The sequence below is a fragment of the Campylobacter sp. RM12642 genome (assembly GCF_020137635.1).
GTDB lineage: Bacteria > Campylobacterota > Campylobacteria > Campylobacterales > Campylobacteraceae > Campylobacter_E.
The window spans coordinates 1-17,224 of record NZ_JACGAT010000029.1 but is presented as its reverse complement, the minus strand read 5'-3'; the positions used below and the strand labels follow the sequence as shown (position 1 = coordinate 17,224).

19 protein-coding genes are annotated in these 17,224 nt (G+C 27.5%); 2 read left to right on the top strand and 17 right to left on the bottom strand.

Annotated elements, in window-relative coordinates:
• Positions 1-58 precede the first annotated feature (58 nt).
• From AVBRAN12642_RS08560 to AVBRAN12642_RS08480, 17 genes are all read right to left on the bottom strand, one after another.
• Positions 59-1,117, bottom strand: a complete 1,059-nt coding sequence (locus tag AVBRAN12642_RS08560) for a GGDEF domain-containing protein (RefSeq protein ID WP_336608223.1) — start codon at positions 1,115-1,117, stop codon at positions 59-61.
• On the bottom strand, positions 1,086-1,880 hold the full coding sequence (locus AVBRAN12642_RS08555) for an ABC transporter ATP-binding protein (protein ID WP_336608222.1): 795 nt from the start codon (positions 1,878-1,880) through the stop codon (positions 1,086-1,088). Before AVBRAN12642_RS08555 ends, AVBRAN12642_RS08560 begins: the two co-directional genes overlap by 32 nt.
• The gene (locus tag AVBRAN12642_RS08550; RefSeq protein ID WP_250325657.1) at positions 1,873-2,919 is read right to left on the bottom strand and encodes a FecCD family ABC transporter permease; all 1,047 of its coding nucleotides are present in this window, start codon (positions 2,917-2,919) and stop codon (positions 1,873-1,875) included. Before AVBRAN12642_RS08550 ends, AVBRAN12642_RS08555 begins: the two co-directional genes overlap by 8 nt.
• A complete protein-coding gene (locus tag AVBRAN12642_RS08545) occupies positions 2,906-3,997 on the bottom strand; it encodes an ABC transporter substrate-binding protein (protein WP_336608221.1) in 1,092 nt (363 codons plus the stop codon). The genes AVBRAN12642_RS08550 and AVBRAN12642_RS08545 overlap by 14 nt, the downstream gene beginning before the upstream one ends.
• Positions 3,998-4,060: 63 nt before the next feature.
• The gene (locus AVBRAN12642_RS08540) at positions 4,061-4,822 is read right to left on the bottom strand and encodes a MetQ/NlpA family ABC transporter substrate-binding protein (protein WP_214117741.1); all 762 of its coding nucleotides are present in this window, start codon (positions 4,820-4,822) and stop codon (positions 4,061-4,063) included.
• A 9-nt stretch (positions 4,823-4,831) separates the two neighbouring features.
• On the bottom strand, positions 4,832-5,602 hold the full coding sequence (locus AVBRAN12642_RS08535) for a MetQ/NlpA family ABC transporter substrate-binding protein (RefSeq protein WP_214117742.1): 771 nt from the start codon (positions 5,600-5,602) through the stop codon (positions 4,832-4,834).
• A 9-nt stretch (positions 5,603-5,611) separates the two neighbouring features.
• Positions 5,612-6,352 carry a methionine ABC transporter permease gene (locus AVBRAN12642_RS08530; protein ID WP_214117743.1) on the bottom strand — a complete coding sequence of 247 codons (741 nt, stop codon included), beginning with the start codon at positions 6,350-6,352 and terminating at the stop codon, positions 5,612-5,614.
• Complete coding sequence (locus tag AVBRAN12642_RS08525) at positions 6,349-7,299, bottom strand: methionine ABC transporter ATP-binding protein (RefSeq protein WP_214117744.1); 951 nt, start codon at positions 7,297-7,299, stop codon at positions 6,349-6,351. The genes AVBRAN12642_RS08530 and AVBRAN12642_RS08525 overlap by 4 nt, the downstream gene beginning before the upstream one ends.
• A gap of 276 nt (positions 7,300-7,575) precedes the next feature.
• Positions 7,576-8,286 carry a carboxy-S-adenosyl-L-methionine synthase CmoA gene (gene cmoA / locus AVBRAN12642_RS08520; protein WP_214117745.1) on the bottom strand — a complete coding sequence of 237 codons (711 nt, stop codon included), beginning with the start codon at positions 8,284-8,286 and terminating at the stop codon, positions 7,576-7,578.
• Entirely contained in the window at positions 8,276-9,154 is an 879-nt protein-coding gene (locus AVBRAN12642_RS08515; protein ID WP_336608220.1) for a bifunctional riboflavin kinase/FAD synthetase, read from the bottom strand. Before AVBRAN12642_RS08515 ends, cmoA begins: the two co-directional genes overlap by 11 nt.
• Positions 9,117-9,812 carry a 23S rRNA (cytidine-2'-O)-methyltransferase TlyA gene (tlyA, locus tag AVBRAN12642_RS08510; protein WP_336608219.1) on the bottom strand — a complete coding sequence of 232 codons (696 nt, stop codon included), beginning with the start codon at positions 9,810-9,812 and terminating at the stop codon, positions 9,117-9,119. The genes AVBRAN12642_RS08515 and tlyA overlap by 38 nt, the downstream gene beginning before the upstream one ends.
• A complete protein-coding gene (gene ligA / locus AVBRAN12642_RS08505) occupies positions 9,809-11,740 on the bottom strand; it encodes an NAD-dependent DNA ligase LigA (RefSeq protein WP_336608218.1) in 1,932 nt (643 codons plus the stop codon). Before ligA ends, tlyA begins: the two co-directional genes overlap by 4 nt.
• The gene (folP, locus tag AVBRAN12642_RS08500; RefSeq protein ID WP_336608217.1) at positions 11,737-12,846 is read right to left on the bottom strand and encodes a dihydropteroate synthase; all 1,110 of its coding nucleotides are present in this window, start codon (positions 12,844-12,846) and stop codon (positions 11,737-11,739) included. The genes ligA and folP overlap by 4 nt, the downstream gene beginning before the upstream one ends.
• On the bottom strand, positions 12,833-13,411 hold the full coding sequence (locus tag AVBRAN12642_RS08495; protein ID WP_336608216.1) for a DNA polymerase III subunit delta': 579 nt from the start codon (positions 13,409-13,411) through the stop codon (positions 12,833-12,835). Before AVBRAN12642_RS08495 ends, folP begins: the two co-directional genes overlap by 14 nt.
• On the bottom strand, positions 13,408-13,935 hold the full coding sequence (locus AVBRAN12642_RS08490; protein WP_214117751.1) for a HobA family DNA replication regulator: 528 nt from the start codon (positions 13,933-13,935) through the stop codon (positions 13,408-13,410). The genes AVBRAN12642_RS08495 and AVBRAN12642_RS08490 overlap by 4 nt, the downstream gene beginning before the upstream one ends.
• The gene (locus AVBRAN12642_RS08485; RefSeq protein WP_214117752.1) at positions 13,935-15,137 is read right to left on the bottom strand and encodes an aspartate kinase; all 1,203 of its coding nucleotides are present in this window, start codon (positions 15,135-15,137) and stop codon (positions 13,935-13,937) included. The genes AVBRAN12642_RS08490 and AVBRAN12642_RS08485 overlap by 1 nt, the downstream gene beginning before the upstream one ends.
• Positions 15,131-15,598 (bottom strand): RNA pyrophosphohydrolase, encoded by a 468-nt coding sequence (locus AVBRAN12642_RS08480; RefSeq protein ID WP_214117753.1) that lies wholly within the window; start codon positions 15,596-15,598, stop codon positions 15,131-15,133. The genes AVBRAN12642_RS08485 and AVBRAN12642_RS08480 overlap by 7 nt, the downstream gene beginning before the upstream one ends.
• 122 nt (positions 15,599-15,720) lie before the next feature.
• Between AVBRAN12642_RS08480 and AVBRAN12642_RS08475 the strand changes: the two genes are divergently transcribed.
• Together AVBRAN12642_RS08475 and hemW are read left to right on the top strand one after the other, a co-directional pair.
• Positions 15,721-16,302 (top strand): hypothetical protein, encoded by a 582-nt coding sequence (locus tag AVBRAN12642_RS08475; RefSeq protein WP_336608215.1) that lies wholly within the window; start codon positions 15,721-15,723, stop codon positions 16,300-16,302.
• A 1-nt stretch (position 16,303) separates the two neighbouring features.
• On the top strand, positions 16,304-17,224 hold a 921-nt coding region (hemW, locus tag AVBRAN12642_RS08470), incomplete at its 3' end, for a radical SAM family heme chaperone HemW (RefSeq protein WP_336608214.1).

Genomic DNA, 17,224 nt, shown 5'->3' with positions numbered 1-17,224 from the left:
GTATTATATTTTATTGGTTTTTTAATTCTAACAATTAGGCAAAACTTATATAATTTTATTATTCTTCAACACTCACTACGCATTTATTTTTACCCGTATTCTTGCCAAGATACAAATTCTTATCAGCGATTTCAAATAGTTGCTTATAATCTTTTTGATTAAAATCAGCTATATATCCACCTATTGTAATACTTATTGTTTCTTGCAAATCACTTATTTTTAATTTAAATACTTCTTCTCTAATATCATTTAAAAATATATCAGCATCTTTTTTATTATCAATGTCTGCAATGATTAAAAATTCTTCCCCACCCCATCTACAAATATTAATATTAAAATTAGAATATTTTTTATACTTATTTATCAAAACTATAGCCAACATTTTTAGCACAATATCTCCGGTTTGATGACCATAAGTATCATTTATATGTTTAAAATTATCAATATCACATACCGCAATTAAAATTCTTTGTTTGTTATATTTTGATAACACAACATCTTCCATATATTTTCTATTATATAAACCTGTTAAAAAATCTTTATATACAATTTGAGCTAAATCGTTAATTTTTTTACTAGGAATAACAGTTACCAATACACCATAAACCACTAAAAATACCAATAAAACCGCTAAATTGATTGGATAAAGAACAATATTTGCATTTTTATATTCGTTAATTTCAAAAAATTTATCACTATGTAGCACAATAGAATCTGCTTGAAAATAACTAAGATAAATTAAAAAAATAATTAAAATTGTTGATACAAAACAGGTGCTTTTCTTAAAAAATAAAAATTGCACAAGTATCAAACAACATAATAACAAGTCAAATCCACTAGCACTACCTAAGTAATAAATTGCGATTAGCTGATGGATTAAAACTTCAAAATATACAACGGCATAATAAATTTTTATTTTATCACTACTAAAATTTGTAATTATTAATATATAAATTAAAGTTGAGACTATATTTACATAAAATAACTCGTATATTTTCATATAATAAAATATAAACAAAAAGGACACATGTAAAATTGTCGCCAAAAGTATGATTAAGTAAATATAATCATAAAAATTAATCAGTCTAGATATTAACTGCTTTATTTGAGTTGTCATAATTTTCCTTGTTTAATGAACCTAATATTTGAATAAATTTCTTGTTTTCAACTATACTTATATCTGCTTTAATCTCGTAAATTTCTCGTATTAAATCAAGTGTAATAACATCGTTAATCTTTCCATTTTTATAAACCTTGTTGTTGTGTAAAAAAACTGCTTCATCACAATATAAACTCGCTAAATTTAAATCATGTAAAACAACTATACTTATTAAATCATTTTCAATTGTAATTTTCTTTAAAGCTTCTAGTAAAATACATTGGTGTTTAATATCTAATGCACTTACAGGCTCATCAAGTAATAAAATACTTGGGTTTTTAAGCAAAACTTGAGCAAAAGCTATCATTTGTCTTTGACCGCCAGATAAATCTTTAATATTAATATTAGCAAGATGCGAAATCTTAAATTCCTTTAAAACATTAACTGCTTTATTTAAAATTTCATCGCTTACTTTTAAACCTAATTCATTATAAGCACCTAGTAAAACTACTTCTAAAGCACTAAGGTTTGTATGAGTATGAAAACTTTGCAACATATAACCTATATTGCTTTGCCATTTTTTAAGATTATCTGAATTAATATTACGATAAGTCATATTATGTTTTTTATCAAGTTGAAAAATAGCATCTAATAATGTGCTTTTACCTACACCATTAGCACCTAAAATAGCATAAATTTTACCTGATTTAAATTCTAGGTTTATATTATTTAAAATAGTCTTATTTCCTTTTTTTATATTTAGATTATTAATTTTAAGCATTTTTATTCCTTAATATAATAAAAAAGAAAAAAGGAACACCAATAAAAGAAGTTACTATTCCTATAGGAAATAAACTACCAGGAATTATCAATTTTGAAACACTAGAAGCTAAACTTAAAAACAAAGCTCCTATTATCATTGAAGCTGGTAAGAAAAATCTTTGGTCTTCTCCTATAATAAGCCTTGCAATATGTGGTGCAACAAGACCTATAAAACCTATAACGCCCACAAAAGAAATAGCAACAGAACTAACAAAAGAAACACATAATAAAACTTTAATTCTTAAATATACTAAATTAACCCCTAAAACTTTAGCATTTTTCTCCCCAAGTCTAAATACACTTAAAGCCCAATTGTCTTTTAATAAAATTAAATAGCAAAATAAAGTAACCAAAAATACTATTAAAATATTCATATAATTAGCTTTTTGCAAACTTCCAAATAACCAAAATAATATTTGTTGAGATACTTCAGGACTTGATAAAAATTGCACTAAAGATAAAAAAGACTGAAATAAAAACAATAAAGCAATACCAACTAAAACTAAACTTTGAGTGTTGTATTTGTTATTTTTAGCAAACATAAATAATATTGCAGAGCTTAACAAACTAGCACAAAATGCTCCTAATGGAATGCTAATAAAAGAACTTATAAAACTTATATTAAATGCAATCACTAATGAAGCTCCAAATCCAGCTGCAGCACTAAGACCTAAAGTATACGGACTAGCTAAAGAATTATTTAAAATAGTTTGCATTAAAGCTCCGCCAAGTCCTAATGAAGCTCCAACAACAAGTGCCATTAATGCCATAGGTAATCTTAAATTATAAACAATATTAACGAAATTCTTTTGTATATCTATATCAAGTGCTTTAGACAATAAAGCTTTACATACAATAATTAAATCAAGTTGAGCTGGTCCTGTAGAAATATCTAGTATAAAAAATACTAATGCTAATAAAAAAGAGATTAGTAAAAATCCCAATCTCTTATAAACAATTGCTTTATATGAAAGAATTTCTCTATTAAAATTTCTCATCATCAAGCTTTAACATAAAAGTTCCATCAGGAATAATTGGCAAATATTTCTTATGATAATTAATATAATCATCACTTGGATTAATATCGCTAAACAATTCAGGGTAAGCAGCTTTTGCTACAAATTCTAACATAAAAATATCCCCTAAAGTCCTTAGCATACTATGATAACCACCATAAATTCTATGATTTTTTACTGCGTTTAAATCTTGCCAAGTAGTTCTATTAGAAAATCCTCTTAATCTATTATTTGCTTCATCAAAACTTATATTATTACCCATTACCATTGAAGTTTTATTTTTCTTAAGCTCGCTTTCACGACCTGCTATAATAATTACTTCAGGGTCTTGAACTATGATTTCTTCAGGATTAATAGCTCCCCAAGTCTTAATAAATCCATCAGCAATACTCTTAGCATTTGCTTTATCAATCAAACTTCCCCACATATAATGTGAATATGTAACTCCATTATCACTAGGGCCATTAATTCCGTATTCTATATAAACTTTTACTTTATTTTTAATATCTTTAGTTCTTGCCTGAATTAATTCTAAACGACTTTTATAATTATTCATAATTTCTTCAGCTCTTTTTTCTTGGTTGGTTAAAATTCCAAAAATTTTCGTGCTTATCTCGTGGTTTTGTAATTTTCCTTCGTGATAATCTACTACTATTATTGGGATATTTGCTAGTTTAATTGGATTTAAAGTATCTTTTAATGTATCATATTGCCATTTAGCTAAAACTAATACATCAGGTTCTAATTCTAATATTTTTTCAATTGACAATGTGCCTGATTCTGCTTCACCAAAATCAGCAATTTTGTCTAAATTAGGCATTACATCTAAATACATTTGCCAAGAAATTGGACTCCACTCACTCCAAACTGCTTTTGAAAAACCAACAACTTTATCAAATGATTTTTCTCCACCAACTGCTAAAAAATCTGTATAGTAAAAACCTAAAGCTATTCTATTTACTGGAGTATTTAAAGTAATTTCGTTTCCTGTTACATCTTTGAAAGTAATTTCCTTAGCAAACAAGCTAAATGATAATAAAAATAGTAGAATAAATCTCAACACTTCTCCTTAAATTTTAAAGAAATAAAAAAAAGGAATTTGCCAAAAGCAAATTCCTAATCATCAAAATGCTGGGATTATAGCACCTTTAAATTGCTCTTCAAGTATTTTCTTAATTTTTTCTGTTTTTATAACTTTTATTAAAGCTTTTACCCCTTCATTATTTTCATTGCCTTTTTTAACAGCAATAACATTTACATAAGGGCTATTTAAATCTTCTAATATTATAGAATCCTTTGTAGGATTTAACTTCGCTGCTAATGCGTAATTTGTATTAATTACAGCCAAATCACACTCATCTAAAACTCTTGGAACTTGTGCAGCTTCTAACTCTTTTATATCAAGATTTAAAGGATTTTCCGTAATATCAATAACGCTTCTAAATTTTACTTCCTTATTTGTCTTAATAAGTCCAGCTGCTTCAAGTATGTCTAAAGCCCTACTTTCATTTGTTGGGTCATTTGGGATATATACTAAAGCATTATTTTTTAATTCTTTAATATCTTTTACCTTTTTTGAATATGCTGCCATTGGAGGTAAAAACACATTAGCAACCGCTACTAAATCAGTGCCTTTACTCTCGTTAAAGTCTTCTAAAAAAGGCTTATGTTGATACATATTAGCGTCTAATTCCCCATCATTTAATGCAAGATTTGGTAGAATATAATCATTAAATTCTACAACTTTTAACTCATATCCAAGCTCTTTTAAATCATCTTTTACATTTTCTAAAATAGTAGCATTTGGATATGGAGTAATCCCTACTCTTAAAATCTCCGCACTAGCGTATAAACAAAATGCTAAACTTAAAGCTAATTTTTTCATATTTTCTCCTTAAAAACTTGGGATTATTTCGCCCTTATATTTTTCTTCTATAAATTTTTTAATTCTTGCATCATTTATAGAATCAACTAAAACCTTTGTCTTATCACTATTAATATTATCAGTCTTAACTACTAAAACATTAGTATATGGACTATCTTTACCCTCAATAATTACCGCATCTTTTGTAGGATTTAACTTCGCTGCTAATGCGTAATTTGAATTAATCACAGCTAAATCGCACTCATCTAAAACTCTTGGTAATTGTGCAGCTTCTAACTCTTTTATATCAAGATTTTTAGGGTTTTTTACGATATCTAGTGGAGTTTTTAGCTCTACATTTTTATCAAGTTCAATAAGCCCTGCAGCTTCAAGTATATCTAAAGCTCTACTTTCATTTGTTGGATCATTTGGAATATAAATTAAAGCCTTATCTCCTAAATCTTTAATATCTTTAATCTTTTTAGAATATGCTCCCATTGGCTCAAGATGAACTGGTGCAACTGGAGTTAATTTTGTTCCTTTTTGCTTATTAAACTCATCTAAATATGGTTTATGTTGGAAAAAGTTTGCATCTATTTCGCCATCATCAACCGCTAGATTTGGCAATACATAGTCATTAAACTCAACGATTTTTAACTCGTGCCCTTTTTCTTTAACAATTTTTGCAACTTCTTCTAAAATTTCAGCATGTGGAACAGGCGTTGCACCTACACTAATAACATCAGCAAATAAATTTGCACTTAAAGCCAAACAAGCAGCTAAACTAAACAATCTTTTCATAATATCTCCTTAAATAAAATTTCCTGAATAAATAAATAAAATAACTAAAGCTAAAATTGAAATATAAAGATATTTATCCTTACCTTTTCTTAAAGCTTTTTCAACTAAATCCCCCCAAATCTGAACGATTTGAACCAATACAATCAAAACGATAACCGTTTCTACCATAATATCTGTTTTAAATCTTTGATAACCATAGCGATTAGCAACATCGCCAAGTCCCCCACCTCCTACAATTCCTGCCATTGCGCTATATCCAATGACTACTATTAAAGTAAGTGTTGCTGCATTAATTAACGCTGGTAACGCTTCATACAATACGACCTTAAAAATAATTTGTATTCTACTAGCACCATAACTCTTAGCTGCTTCAATTATTCCGTAATCTACTTCATTTAAAGCACTTTGCACTAATTTTGCAATAAATGGAGCAATTCCAATTGTAAGTGGCACAATAGCCGCTGTTGTTCCTATGCTTTTTCCTATTAAAAACTTTGTAAAAGGAATTAAAGCGATAATTAATACTAAAAATGGAAAAGAACGGAATATATTTACAACAAAATCAAGCACTCTATAAAAGCCTAAATTCTCATACAAACCACCCTTTTTACTAACAAAAAGAAATATCCCTAAAACAAGTCCTAGTGCAAAACCAATAATAGTAGCACTAATACTCATGTATAAAGTCTCTTTTAATGCAGGATATAAAATCTTGTCAAAATGACTTAAAAAATTATCAAAATAATTCATACTTCCTCCCATAAAACGCCACTTTTATTAATATATTCACACACTCTTTGTTTATCACTTGGATTAATATTTATAATAAGTGAGCCAAGTGCAATATCATTTAGCTTTTCAATTTTTCCCCAAACTATTGAAAAATCAATATTAAGCTCTCTTGCCATTTTAGAAATTACTCCATCAAGTGCTACTTCTTTAGGGAAAATTAATCTTATATTAAGCCCACTTTCTGGCACACAATCACTCTCATCTAAGAATTCTCTCATCTTCTTACTTGGTTTTAAAAATATTTCGCTAATTTCTCCATTGCCAATGATTTCTCCACCACTTAATAAACAAGCTTTATCAGCTACTCTTTTAACAGCGTCCATTTCATGAGTTACTAATACAACGCTAATGCCTAAATCTTTGTTTATTTGTTTTAATAAATCTAAGATTTGATTAGTAGTAGCAGGATCAAGCGCACTAGTTGCTTCATCACTTAATAAAATCTTAGGATTTAGTGCAAGTGCTCTTGCTATTGCAATTCTTTGCTTTTGACCACCACTAAGATTTGCAGGATATGAATTAGCCTTATCGCTTAATCCAACCAAATCAAGCAATTCTTTAACCCTTTTATCTACATTATCTTTTTTGTGTAAAAGTAAAGGCATTGCAATATTTTCATAAGCACTCTTTCTACCCATTAAAGCAAAATGTTGAAAAATCATTCCAACTTCGGTTCTTAATTTTCTTAACTCTTCTTCTTTAAGGTCTTTAATTTCTTGATTAAATACTTTTAATGAACCTGCTTGATAGCTTTCAAGTGCATTTATACATCTTAAAAGTGTGCTTTTACCAGCTCCACTTTGTCCGACAATCGCATAAATCTCGCCCTTTTTAATATCAAGACTTACATCGTTTATTACGCAAGTATTTCCGTAATACTTTTTAAGATTTTTAATTTCAATCATAACTTTCCTTAAAATTTAATTTAAAGAAAAATAAAAATTTTTGAGAGTTTTGTAAGTTGCAAAAATATTTTATCTTTCTTTTTTAGCTTGCTTGCTTTAATATAATTAATTTGCGTCTAGCTAAAAAAGAAAGTCTTTAAAAGCCAGACGCTAGCGCATCTGCATCATCATTTAAAATCCTTTGTTTAAAAATATTTGTTGATTAAAGCAAAAAATATTTTTGATGTCAAGATATTTTTAAAATAATTTTATATTATTTGTTACATTTCGTAACATTTAAAGCTTAAAAGCTATAAAAGAGCAAAAATTTGCCCACCTAAAAAAGCAATCAATTTGCTTAAAATTAGCATTGCTTAAAATTTTTATATTTTCATCATAAGTAAAAGGTATTAAAACATTTTCTAAAGCAGCTCTTTTTTGAGCTATTTCATATCTTGAATATCCTTGTAATTCCTTATAATTTTCGTAAATATCAATTATATTTTTTTGTAAAATTTTATTTTCATAAAGCACTTTTTCGCATAAAATAAAAATCCCATTCTTATTTAATAACTTATATATTTTTTGTAATAAATCTTCTCTTAAAAGTGGTCTAATAAAATGCAAGGTATAAGAACAAATTATCGCATCAAAACTATCATTAAGACTTAAAATATCTTCTATATTTTTATTAATCAAATTAATTTTAACACCTAAATCACTAGCCTTAATTCTAGCCCTATTTAGCATTTGCTCTGAATTATCAAGCCCAAAAAGCTCTAAATCATCTCTTTTTGAAAGTGCTAAAAGTGTATTTGCAGTTGAGCAACCTAAATCTAAAACCTTTGCATTTTTTGGCAAAATCTGACTTAGAATTTTAAAAATTAATTCTTGATTTTGCAAATAATACGGCACACTACGAGTAACCATATCATCAAACACACGCACCACTTTTTCATCAAATTCAAATTGTTTTATTAATTCTTCGTTAAAAACTTCATCTTTCATCTTTAGCCTTTAAACTTAGAGCTTTTATGTCTAAGTTAATTTGTTGTTTTAAACTATCAAAATTATCAAATTTTTTATTCTCTCTAAAAAATTCTAAAAACTCTATTTTAATTTTGTAGAATTTAAAATAGGAATTTGAACTATTTAAAATATGCACTTCTAAAGCCGTATTTAAATCAGTTGAGCGTTTGCCTAAAAAAGTAGCTGCAAAATAACACTCATTATCTAAATAAACCTTAGTAAAATAAACCCCTTCTTTTGGTAAAAAATAATTATCATAATCTACATTAATAGTAGGGACAAAAAATTTAGCTCCTAAACCTTGACCTTTGATTTGTCTTCCTTGAATGAAATAATTTCTACCTAAAAATTTATTCACACTTTCTAAATCAGCATTCAATAAACATTCTTTAATCAAACTTGAATGAACACTTATATTATCTATTTTAAATTCATCTACGATAATACATCGTAACCCCGAAAATTCTTGCAATTCTTTTGCGTGAGCTTGTCTATTTTTACCAAAATGAAAATCATATCCTGCTACAAAATATTTAAGTTGTGTAAAATTATACATAATATTTTGTGTAAAATTATACGCATTTTCATCTTTTATCTCATCAAGATTTACAAAAAATATTTTGCAATTTAGCAATTCTTGCTTATAAATTATCGGAACTAATTCTCTTGTTTTTTTATATATTATTAATAAAGCTCCATTATCATCAAGCCTTTTTATAAGTTCAAAATGTCCTAAATGTAAAGCATCAAAACACCCTATTGCTAAACTTGTAATATTTTCTAAATCACATTTATTTGCTTTTATTATTTCATTTTGAAAAAGCGTAAAAATATTCATAATTTCCATCTTTTCCGCTAAGTTTTGATTTTGATTTTGTAAGTAAAATCAAACCTAATCTTATTACTTCTTTTTCAAATTCTTCGCAAGATTTAAGCACGGCTTTTTCATCTTTTACCACACCATTTTTAGAACGCTTTACATTAATTCCTACTTCAAATTGTGGTTTAAATAAAATGATTAAATACTTGCTACTTAGTCTTATTAAATCATTTATAATTAATCTAGCTGATATAAAACTTAAATCACACACTACTATTTCAAACGGAGCTGATTTAAAATCTCTAATATCTGTATTTTCAAATACTTTTACCTTTGGATTTGCTCTTAAACTATTATGCAATTGTTTATCTCCAACATCTACACAAGTAACACTTAAAGCATTATTTTCAAGTAATATTTGGGTAAATCCACCCGTGCTAGAGCCAACATCTAAGCAATCAATCCCGCTAATTTTTAATTCAAATTCTTCTAAAAATCCTTTTAATTTATAAGCAGCCCTACTAACATAAACTTCATCTAATAATTTACATTCATAATCTTGCAGTATCTTATCACTTGCCTTTTTTACTTCATTGTTGATTAATACTTTTTCATTTTCTAATAATTCTTGAGCTTTATTTCGGCTTATATTTAATTTATTTGCTACGAATAAATCAGCTCTCATAAAAGTGCCTTAAACTCATCTTCATTAAGTATCTTAATGCCTAATTCTTTAGCTTTAGTAAGCTTACTTCCTGCATCATCTCCACACAATAAATAAGAAGTTTTTTTACTAACACTTGAGCTAGTTTTTCCGCCGTTTTCTTTGATTATATTTTCATAATATTCTCTTGGATTACTAAGTGTGCCAGTTATTACAAAAGTCGTATTTGCGAATTTATCACTAGATTTTATATTTGTATTTTTTAGCCTTAAAATCTCATAAAATCTAATAATTAGCTCTTTATTAATCACACAAAAATTAGCAATAGATTTAGCCATTTGCTCTCCAAATCCATCTAATTTTAAATAATCAATCTCATCTTTTAAATACCAATCAAATCCAAATTCACTAGCAACCTTACTAGCAGCTACTTCTCCAATGTGCTCACATCCTAAAGCATTTATAAAACTTGCTAATTCGCAATCTTTTGATTTTTCAATAGAAGTTAAAATATTAGTTATCTTTTTATCAGCAAAACCCTCAAGACCTTGAAAATCTTCGTATTTTAGCTCATAAATACACTCAAATGTGCTGATTTTTTCAAGTTTAAATAATAATTCAATAATTTTATCCCCTAAACCATCTATATTTAGGCATTTTTTACTCGCAAAATATATTAATTGATTTAGCATTTTTGCCTTGCAATTAAGATTTATACATTTAATTAAAGCTCCATCATCTAATAAAGCTTCATTGCAAGATGGACAATTTATTGGCTTTGGAATTTTAATTTGTGTGCCATCTCTTCTTTCTTTATAAACACGAGTTAATTTTGGTATAACATCTCCACTTCTAATTATGCTAACGCTATCATTAATCATCAAATCAAGCCTAGTTATCTCATCGTAATTATGTAAAGTTACTGATTTAACTATAGCTCCATCAATATTAGTAGGCTCAAGTGTTCCAACAGGGGTTATTACTCCCGTTCTTCCTACTTGATAACTCACATCAATTAATTTTGTAATTTGCTCTAAAGGTTCAAATTTGTAAGCAGCCATAAATTTTGGAAATTTACTTGTAAATTCAGTGCATTTGCTTAAATCATTTATCCTTAAAACAAAACCATCTAACATCATTTTTTTATTTAATCTATCATTTTGCAAATTCTCATATTCAATCTGCAATTTATTAGCCCCAACAACCTTGCAAAAATCATCTTTTAAAAAGCCTAAACTTCTAATAAATTCCATTGCTTCGCTATGCTTTGTAAAACTAAGTGAGTTTTGCCCTATTCCGTGCGGATAAAATTGTAAATTTCTCTTTGCAACTTCGCTTGGTTCTTTAAGTCTTAATGAACCACTTGCAGCATTTCTTGGATTTGAAAATAAGCTTTCATTATTTGCTAATTTTATTTCATTTAACTTCAAAAAATCATCTTTTAAAATAACAATTTCGCCCCTAATTTCAATCAATTCTTTATAAGCAATACTCTTAGGAATTGAAGTAATTTGCATAGCATTTAGAGTAATATCATCTCCTACACTACCATCTCCACGAGTAATTGCGTGAATTAATTTACCATTTTCATAAATTAAGTTTAAACTAGCTCCATCAAATTTTGGCTCAATGAAAAATTCTTCATCTTCTGCCTTTGCTCTTTTTATCCAAGCGTGTAATTCATCTTCATTAAAAACATCTTCCATAGAATACATTCTGCTAAGATGAGCTAATTTATTAAAGCCATCATTTACATCTTTTAGATTGATTGGCAATACTTTTTGCGTTGGAGAATCAGGGCTTATATCATTTGGATTTAAACTCTCATAATCTTTTATTTTTTTCATAAGTGCGTCGTATTCAGCATCACTTGCAAGTGGATTTTCTCCTAAATAATAAGCCTTTGCCCATTTATTTGCTAATTTAATATTTTCTAAATACTCTTTCATATACTTTCCATTTTTTTAAGATAATTTATCATTGCATTTTGCCCTATTACATCATGAACTCTAATATAATCAGCATTTGAATTAGCGTGAGTGATTAAACTTAAAGCTTCTTTATGCTCACCTAAAAATCTTTTATTTGAAGCTGCTAATAAAATAGGTTTATTTAAGGTCTTAAAATGATTTAGATATTTTACTAAAACTAAATTCTCATACTCACTTTTGCCAAAACCTATTCCAACATCAATTATTACTTTACTTTCTATTTCGCTTAATTTATTTAAAAAGAACTCATAAACGCTATCTAAAATAAAGAATTTAGAATTGGAATTTGAATTGTTTAAGCCAGTATTATTTATATAATTATCAAAATAATTATTTTGTGAGTGCATTAAAATATAAGTAGCGTCGTATTTTAAAGCTAGTTTTGATAGCTTAGTATTAGCACTAATATCATTTATATATTTAAAGCCAATATCAAGAGCATTTGTTAAGCAAATCTCATCAAAACTATCCAAGCTAAAATCTATCTTATCGCATAATTTATGTTCTTTTATTAAATTAAAAATAGGCTTTAATCTATCAAGCTCTAATTTCGCTCCTAAATAAGTAGAATTAGGTCTTGAGCTCATAGCACCGATATCAATAATACTTGCACCATTTTCAATAAACTCATAAGCCTTAGCTAAAAATTCCTTTTCACTAATCCTAGAACTTTCATAAAAACTATCATCATTAATATTCATAATACCCATAATTTTTGGATATTTTTTGCTTATTTTTAATTCGTTTAAAAATTTACTAAGTCTTATACAAGAAAACTGCTGCAATTTAAGCTTACTAGCTAAATCCTTTGCATTAATGCTATCAACTAGCAAAATGCTATCGTATTTATACTCTCCACCTAAAATTGTATTTTTGTGATTTAAAACAATTGCACCTACGCTAATTGCGTCTTGTTTTAAAATATTTGCAGCGGTTGTGCTTATATTTTTTATATAAATTATTTGATGATTACTTCTTTTTAAAAATCTATCTAGTGCAAACTCACTTGAATTAATATCTTTAGCCGAGTTTTCATCTAGTAAATAAAAACTAGCTTCTCTCACGCATTATTCCTAATAATAACCTTGAAATTATAATTTTAGAATTTGAATTAAGCTTTGATAATTCATAGCATTTATAAAATTCTTCTAATAAATCACTACTAATATTTATGCCTTGTTTGTAGCATTCTTTAGCTAATGCACTTATAAATTCACTCAAATTCGCTTTATCAACATCGTAATTTACAATATCTAAATACGACATATTTTTAAGATTTAATTTAATCTCATAATTATTTTTATAATTTTCTAATTTTCTTGAAATTAATCTTGATTTAATAGTTGCTAATAAAAGATTTTTTGAACTAACTAAAATCTTAAAATACACATTAGCAGGTGGCTCTTCTAGTAGTTTTAGCATATAATTTTGAGCTTGTATGCTATATTCTTTATATGATAATACGAAATATTTATCATATTCTTCAATCAAATAAGCATTTTGCATAATCGCTTTTGCATCATCTAATAAAAACTCATCACCACTAAAAACCTTGCAGATTTTAGTTTTTTGCCTTAAATCATTTATAAAATCATCAGGGCTTTGAGTGATTATTATCTCACTTCTCAAATCTTAACCTTTGCAAAAATAATAGCGTCTAAACAAGCGTTAATTAATTGAGCAATAGTTATTAGTTTAATATCTAAATGTTCATCACTTGACTTAAGACAAAAAGAATTATCATATTCTTCATCTAATATAAACATTAAGCTATCTTTTTTATTTTTAGCAAGTTTTGCCATTTTTGAACTATCCTTACCAAAATAAATATAAATATAACCATTAGGATATGCTAGACTTAAAACATCATCAAGCAAATCTTCATTCTTATCATAATTATCAAGTTTAAAACCTTTTAAGCTAAAAAATGGTAGCAATGGTCTAGCACTTTTTGCATTTACAAGACTTAAAAAATACTCTTCAAACCAAGCTCTTTCATCATCGCAAATTACTATAAAATTTTTCCCATCTAGTAAATAGCTAAGCCTAGAAGATAGCAAAGGGCTTATCTTAAACCTTTCGCTATCTAGCCAACTATAAAGCATACCTTTTTTTTGGATAAAGTCTTTTACAAAACTTAAAAAATCCTGCATTAATCTTCCAGCTTATAAACTTTATGTAGTGTTCTAACTGCTAATTCAGCATATTTTGAGCTAACAATCATAGAAATTTTAATCTCACTTGTTGAAATCATTTGTATATTAATGCCTTCATTTGCCAATGCTTCAAATGCAGCACTAGCAACACCTGAATGAGTTTTCATACCAACTCCAACTACTGAAACCTTAACTATATCGCTATCGCTTTCTATTACTACATCACTACCTAAAAGCTCTCTCATAGCTTCACTTGCATTTTTTAATTCATTTTGTGGCACGGTAAAACCTAAATTAGTAGTTCCATCATGACCTACATTTTGAATAATCATATCAACATTAATGTCTTTTTTTGCTAAAGTTGTAAAAATACTAGCAGCAATTCCTGGCTTATCTTCAATTCTTCTTAAAACTATTCTTGCTTGATTTTTATCTAATGCTATTCCACTAACTAATGCTTGTTCCATTTTTTCCTCGCTTGTTATAATTGTTCCACTATTTTCATTAAAGCTACTTCTAGTAACTAATTTTACATTTAATTTTTTTGCTAATTCAACGCTTCTATTTTGTAAAACTTTAGCACCTAAACTAGCAAGTTCTAACATTTCTTCATAAGAAATTTTATCAAGTTTTTTAGCCTTTGGCTCAATTCTTGGATCAGTAGTATAAACCCCATCAACATCTGTGTAAATCTCACACAAATCAGCATTTAAAGCCCCTGCAAAAGCAACAGCACTCAAATCACTTCCCCCACGACCAAGTGTAGTAGTATTTCCATTTGCTGCATACCCTTGAAAACCAGCTATTACAACTATTTTTCCACTTGAAAGTTCTTTTTTAATTCTAGTTGCATCAATATCAATGATTTTTGCGTTTGTATAATCATCTGTAGTTAAAAGCCCAGCTTCTTTACCACTTAAAGAAATCGCATCATATCCTTTTGACATAAGTGCAATAGCAAGTAAAGCAGCAGTTTCTCTCTCACCACAAGAAAGCAACATATCTAATTCTTTTTTATTTGGACTTTCTGAATAAAAATTAGCATTATCAATTAATTGATTTGTTCTACCACTCATTGCAGAAACTACCACAACTATATCTTTATAAGTCTTTTTAGACTTAATAACCCTATTTGCAACATTTTCTATGCGTTCAAGGTTGCCAACGCTTGTGCCTCCGTATTTTTGAACAACTAACATCCTATAAATCCTTCTTTTTGAAAATACTTTAAAACTTTGGTATAAAGTGGTCTTTTAAAATGATTAATATAAGGGTTTATATCCTTATAATCCACAAAAAGATGCTCTTTAAACTCAGGTTCATTGGTATTTAAATTAATCAAGTTATTATCTCTTACTTTAACTAAAAAATACCTTTGAGTTTGCCCATCAAAATTATATTTTTTCTTAACAGCTTCATTAGGAAATTCATAGCTTAACCATTCAGGATATTCAGCAATGATTTCAAATTCTTTTGTGCCTAATTCTTCTTCAAGCTCTCTTATCAATGCTTCTTTTGGACTTTCTCCATCATCAATCCCACCTTGCGGGAATTGCCAAACATCAATATCAAGTCTTAAAGCCACTAAAATTTTACAATTTAATGGGTATTCTTGAGACAAAACAATAGCTGCTACATTTTTTCTAAATCTTTTTTTCATCAAATAACCTAAAATTAATTTCACACGATACTATCAAGAAAAATTTAATTAAAAGCAACATTTTTACTAAAGAAATAATTATTTTTTGCCGATATGAAGCTTATGATTTTCAAGGAGAAAAAATGCAAATAAGTGCTAGAAATATAACTTTATCTTATCAAGCAGCAGCTTCTTTTAGTAGTAAAGATGAAGCACAAAAAAACATTAAAGATAGCTTAAAAAACTACGGCGTAAATCTTAGCAACGAAGAATTAGACAAACTCACAGCAAAAGGCGAAAATGATAGTTTTTTTGCAATGAGTTTTGAGATTAGTATCACAGAAATTAGCATTCAAGGTAATTTAAACAAAATTGCAAATAATAGGGGTAATATCAAAGAATTTTTAAATAATTTTAAAGATTTAGTTAATGATAATTTAGATAGCAATAGTACTAAAAATTTATTATTAGATAATGCAGAATTTGGTTCAAAAAATACTGCAAAAAGAATGGCAGAGCAAATCATAAAAAATGCAAATAATGATGCTAATAAACTAAGATTAGGTAAAGATGGATTATTAAGTGGCTTTAATGAAGCATTAAAAAGATTTAATTTCGGTGATGATTATATGAGTTTAGCTAATAAAACTCTTGATAATGCTATCAAAATGATAGATGAGCAAATTGCTAAACTAGGCGAAAATTTATTAAATTTCAAAGCATAAAATGAGAATTTATATTCATATTCCATTTTGTGCTAGCAAATGCTCTTATTGTTCTTTTGCTAGTTTTACAAATCAGCAAAAAATAAACGAATATTTTAAAGCCTTAGAATTAGATTTAGCAAGGTTTTTACCATTTTCTAAAGATATAAAAAGCATATATTTTGGGGGTGGAACTCCAAGCTTCATATACGCAAAATACTATGAAAATATTTTTAAATTATTAAAGCCTTATATTAATAATGATACAGAAATCAGTGCTGAAGCAAATCCAAATTCTTTAAGCTTAAATTGGCTTAATACTATGCGTAATTATGGGCTAAATCGCATAAGCGTTGGGGTGCAAAGCTTTAATGATGAGAAATTAAAATTCTTAAATAGAGCTCATTCTAGCAAACAAGCTATAGAAAAAATCAAACTATTAAAAAATGAAAAAATATCTTTTAGTATAGATATAATTTATGGCACTTATTTAGATGATTTAAATATGCTAAATGATGAATTAAAAGCCATAAAAAGCCTAGAATTAAATCATCTTAGTGCTTATACTTTAATTTTAGAAGATAATACCCCTTTTCAAAATAAAACCGAATATATTCAAAAAGATGATGAGTTAAATTGCTATTTTTATGAAAATTTGCAAAAAATCGGGCTAAAAGCTTATGAAATAAGCAATTTTGCAAGTTCTAGCGAATATGAATGCTCTCATAATAAAGCTTATTGGAGTAAAGAAAATTACTTAGGCATTGGACTTTCAAGCGTTGGCACTAGCGATAATATTCGCTATACAGCAAGTTCAAACCTAAATGAATATATAGCAAATCCATATTTTAGGATTAAAGAAAGCTTAAGCCCAAATGATATTAGACTAGAAAGCATTTTTCTAGGACTTAGATCAAATGTAGGAGTAAATATTAATCTTATT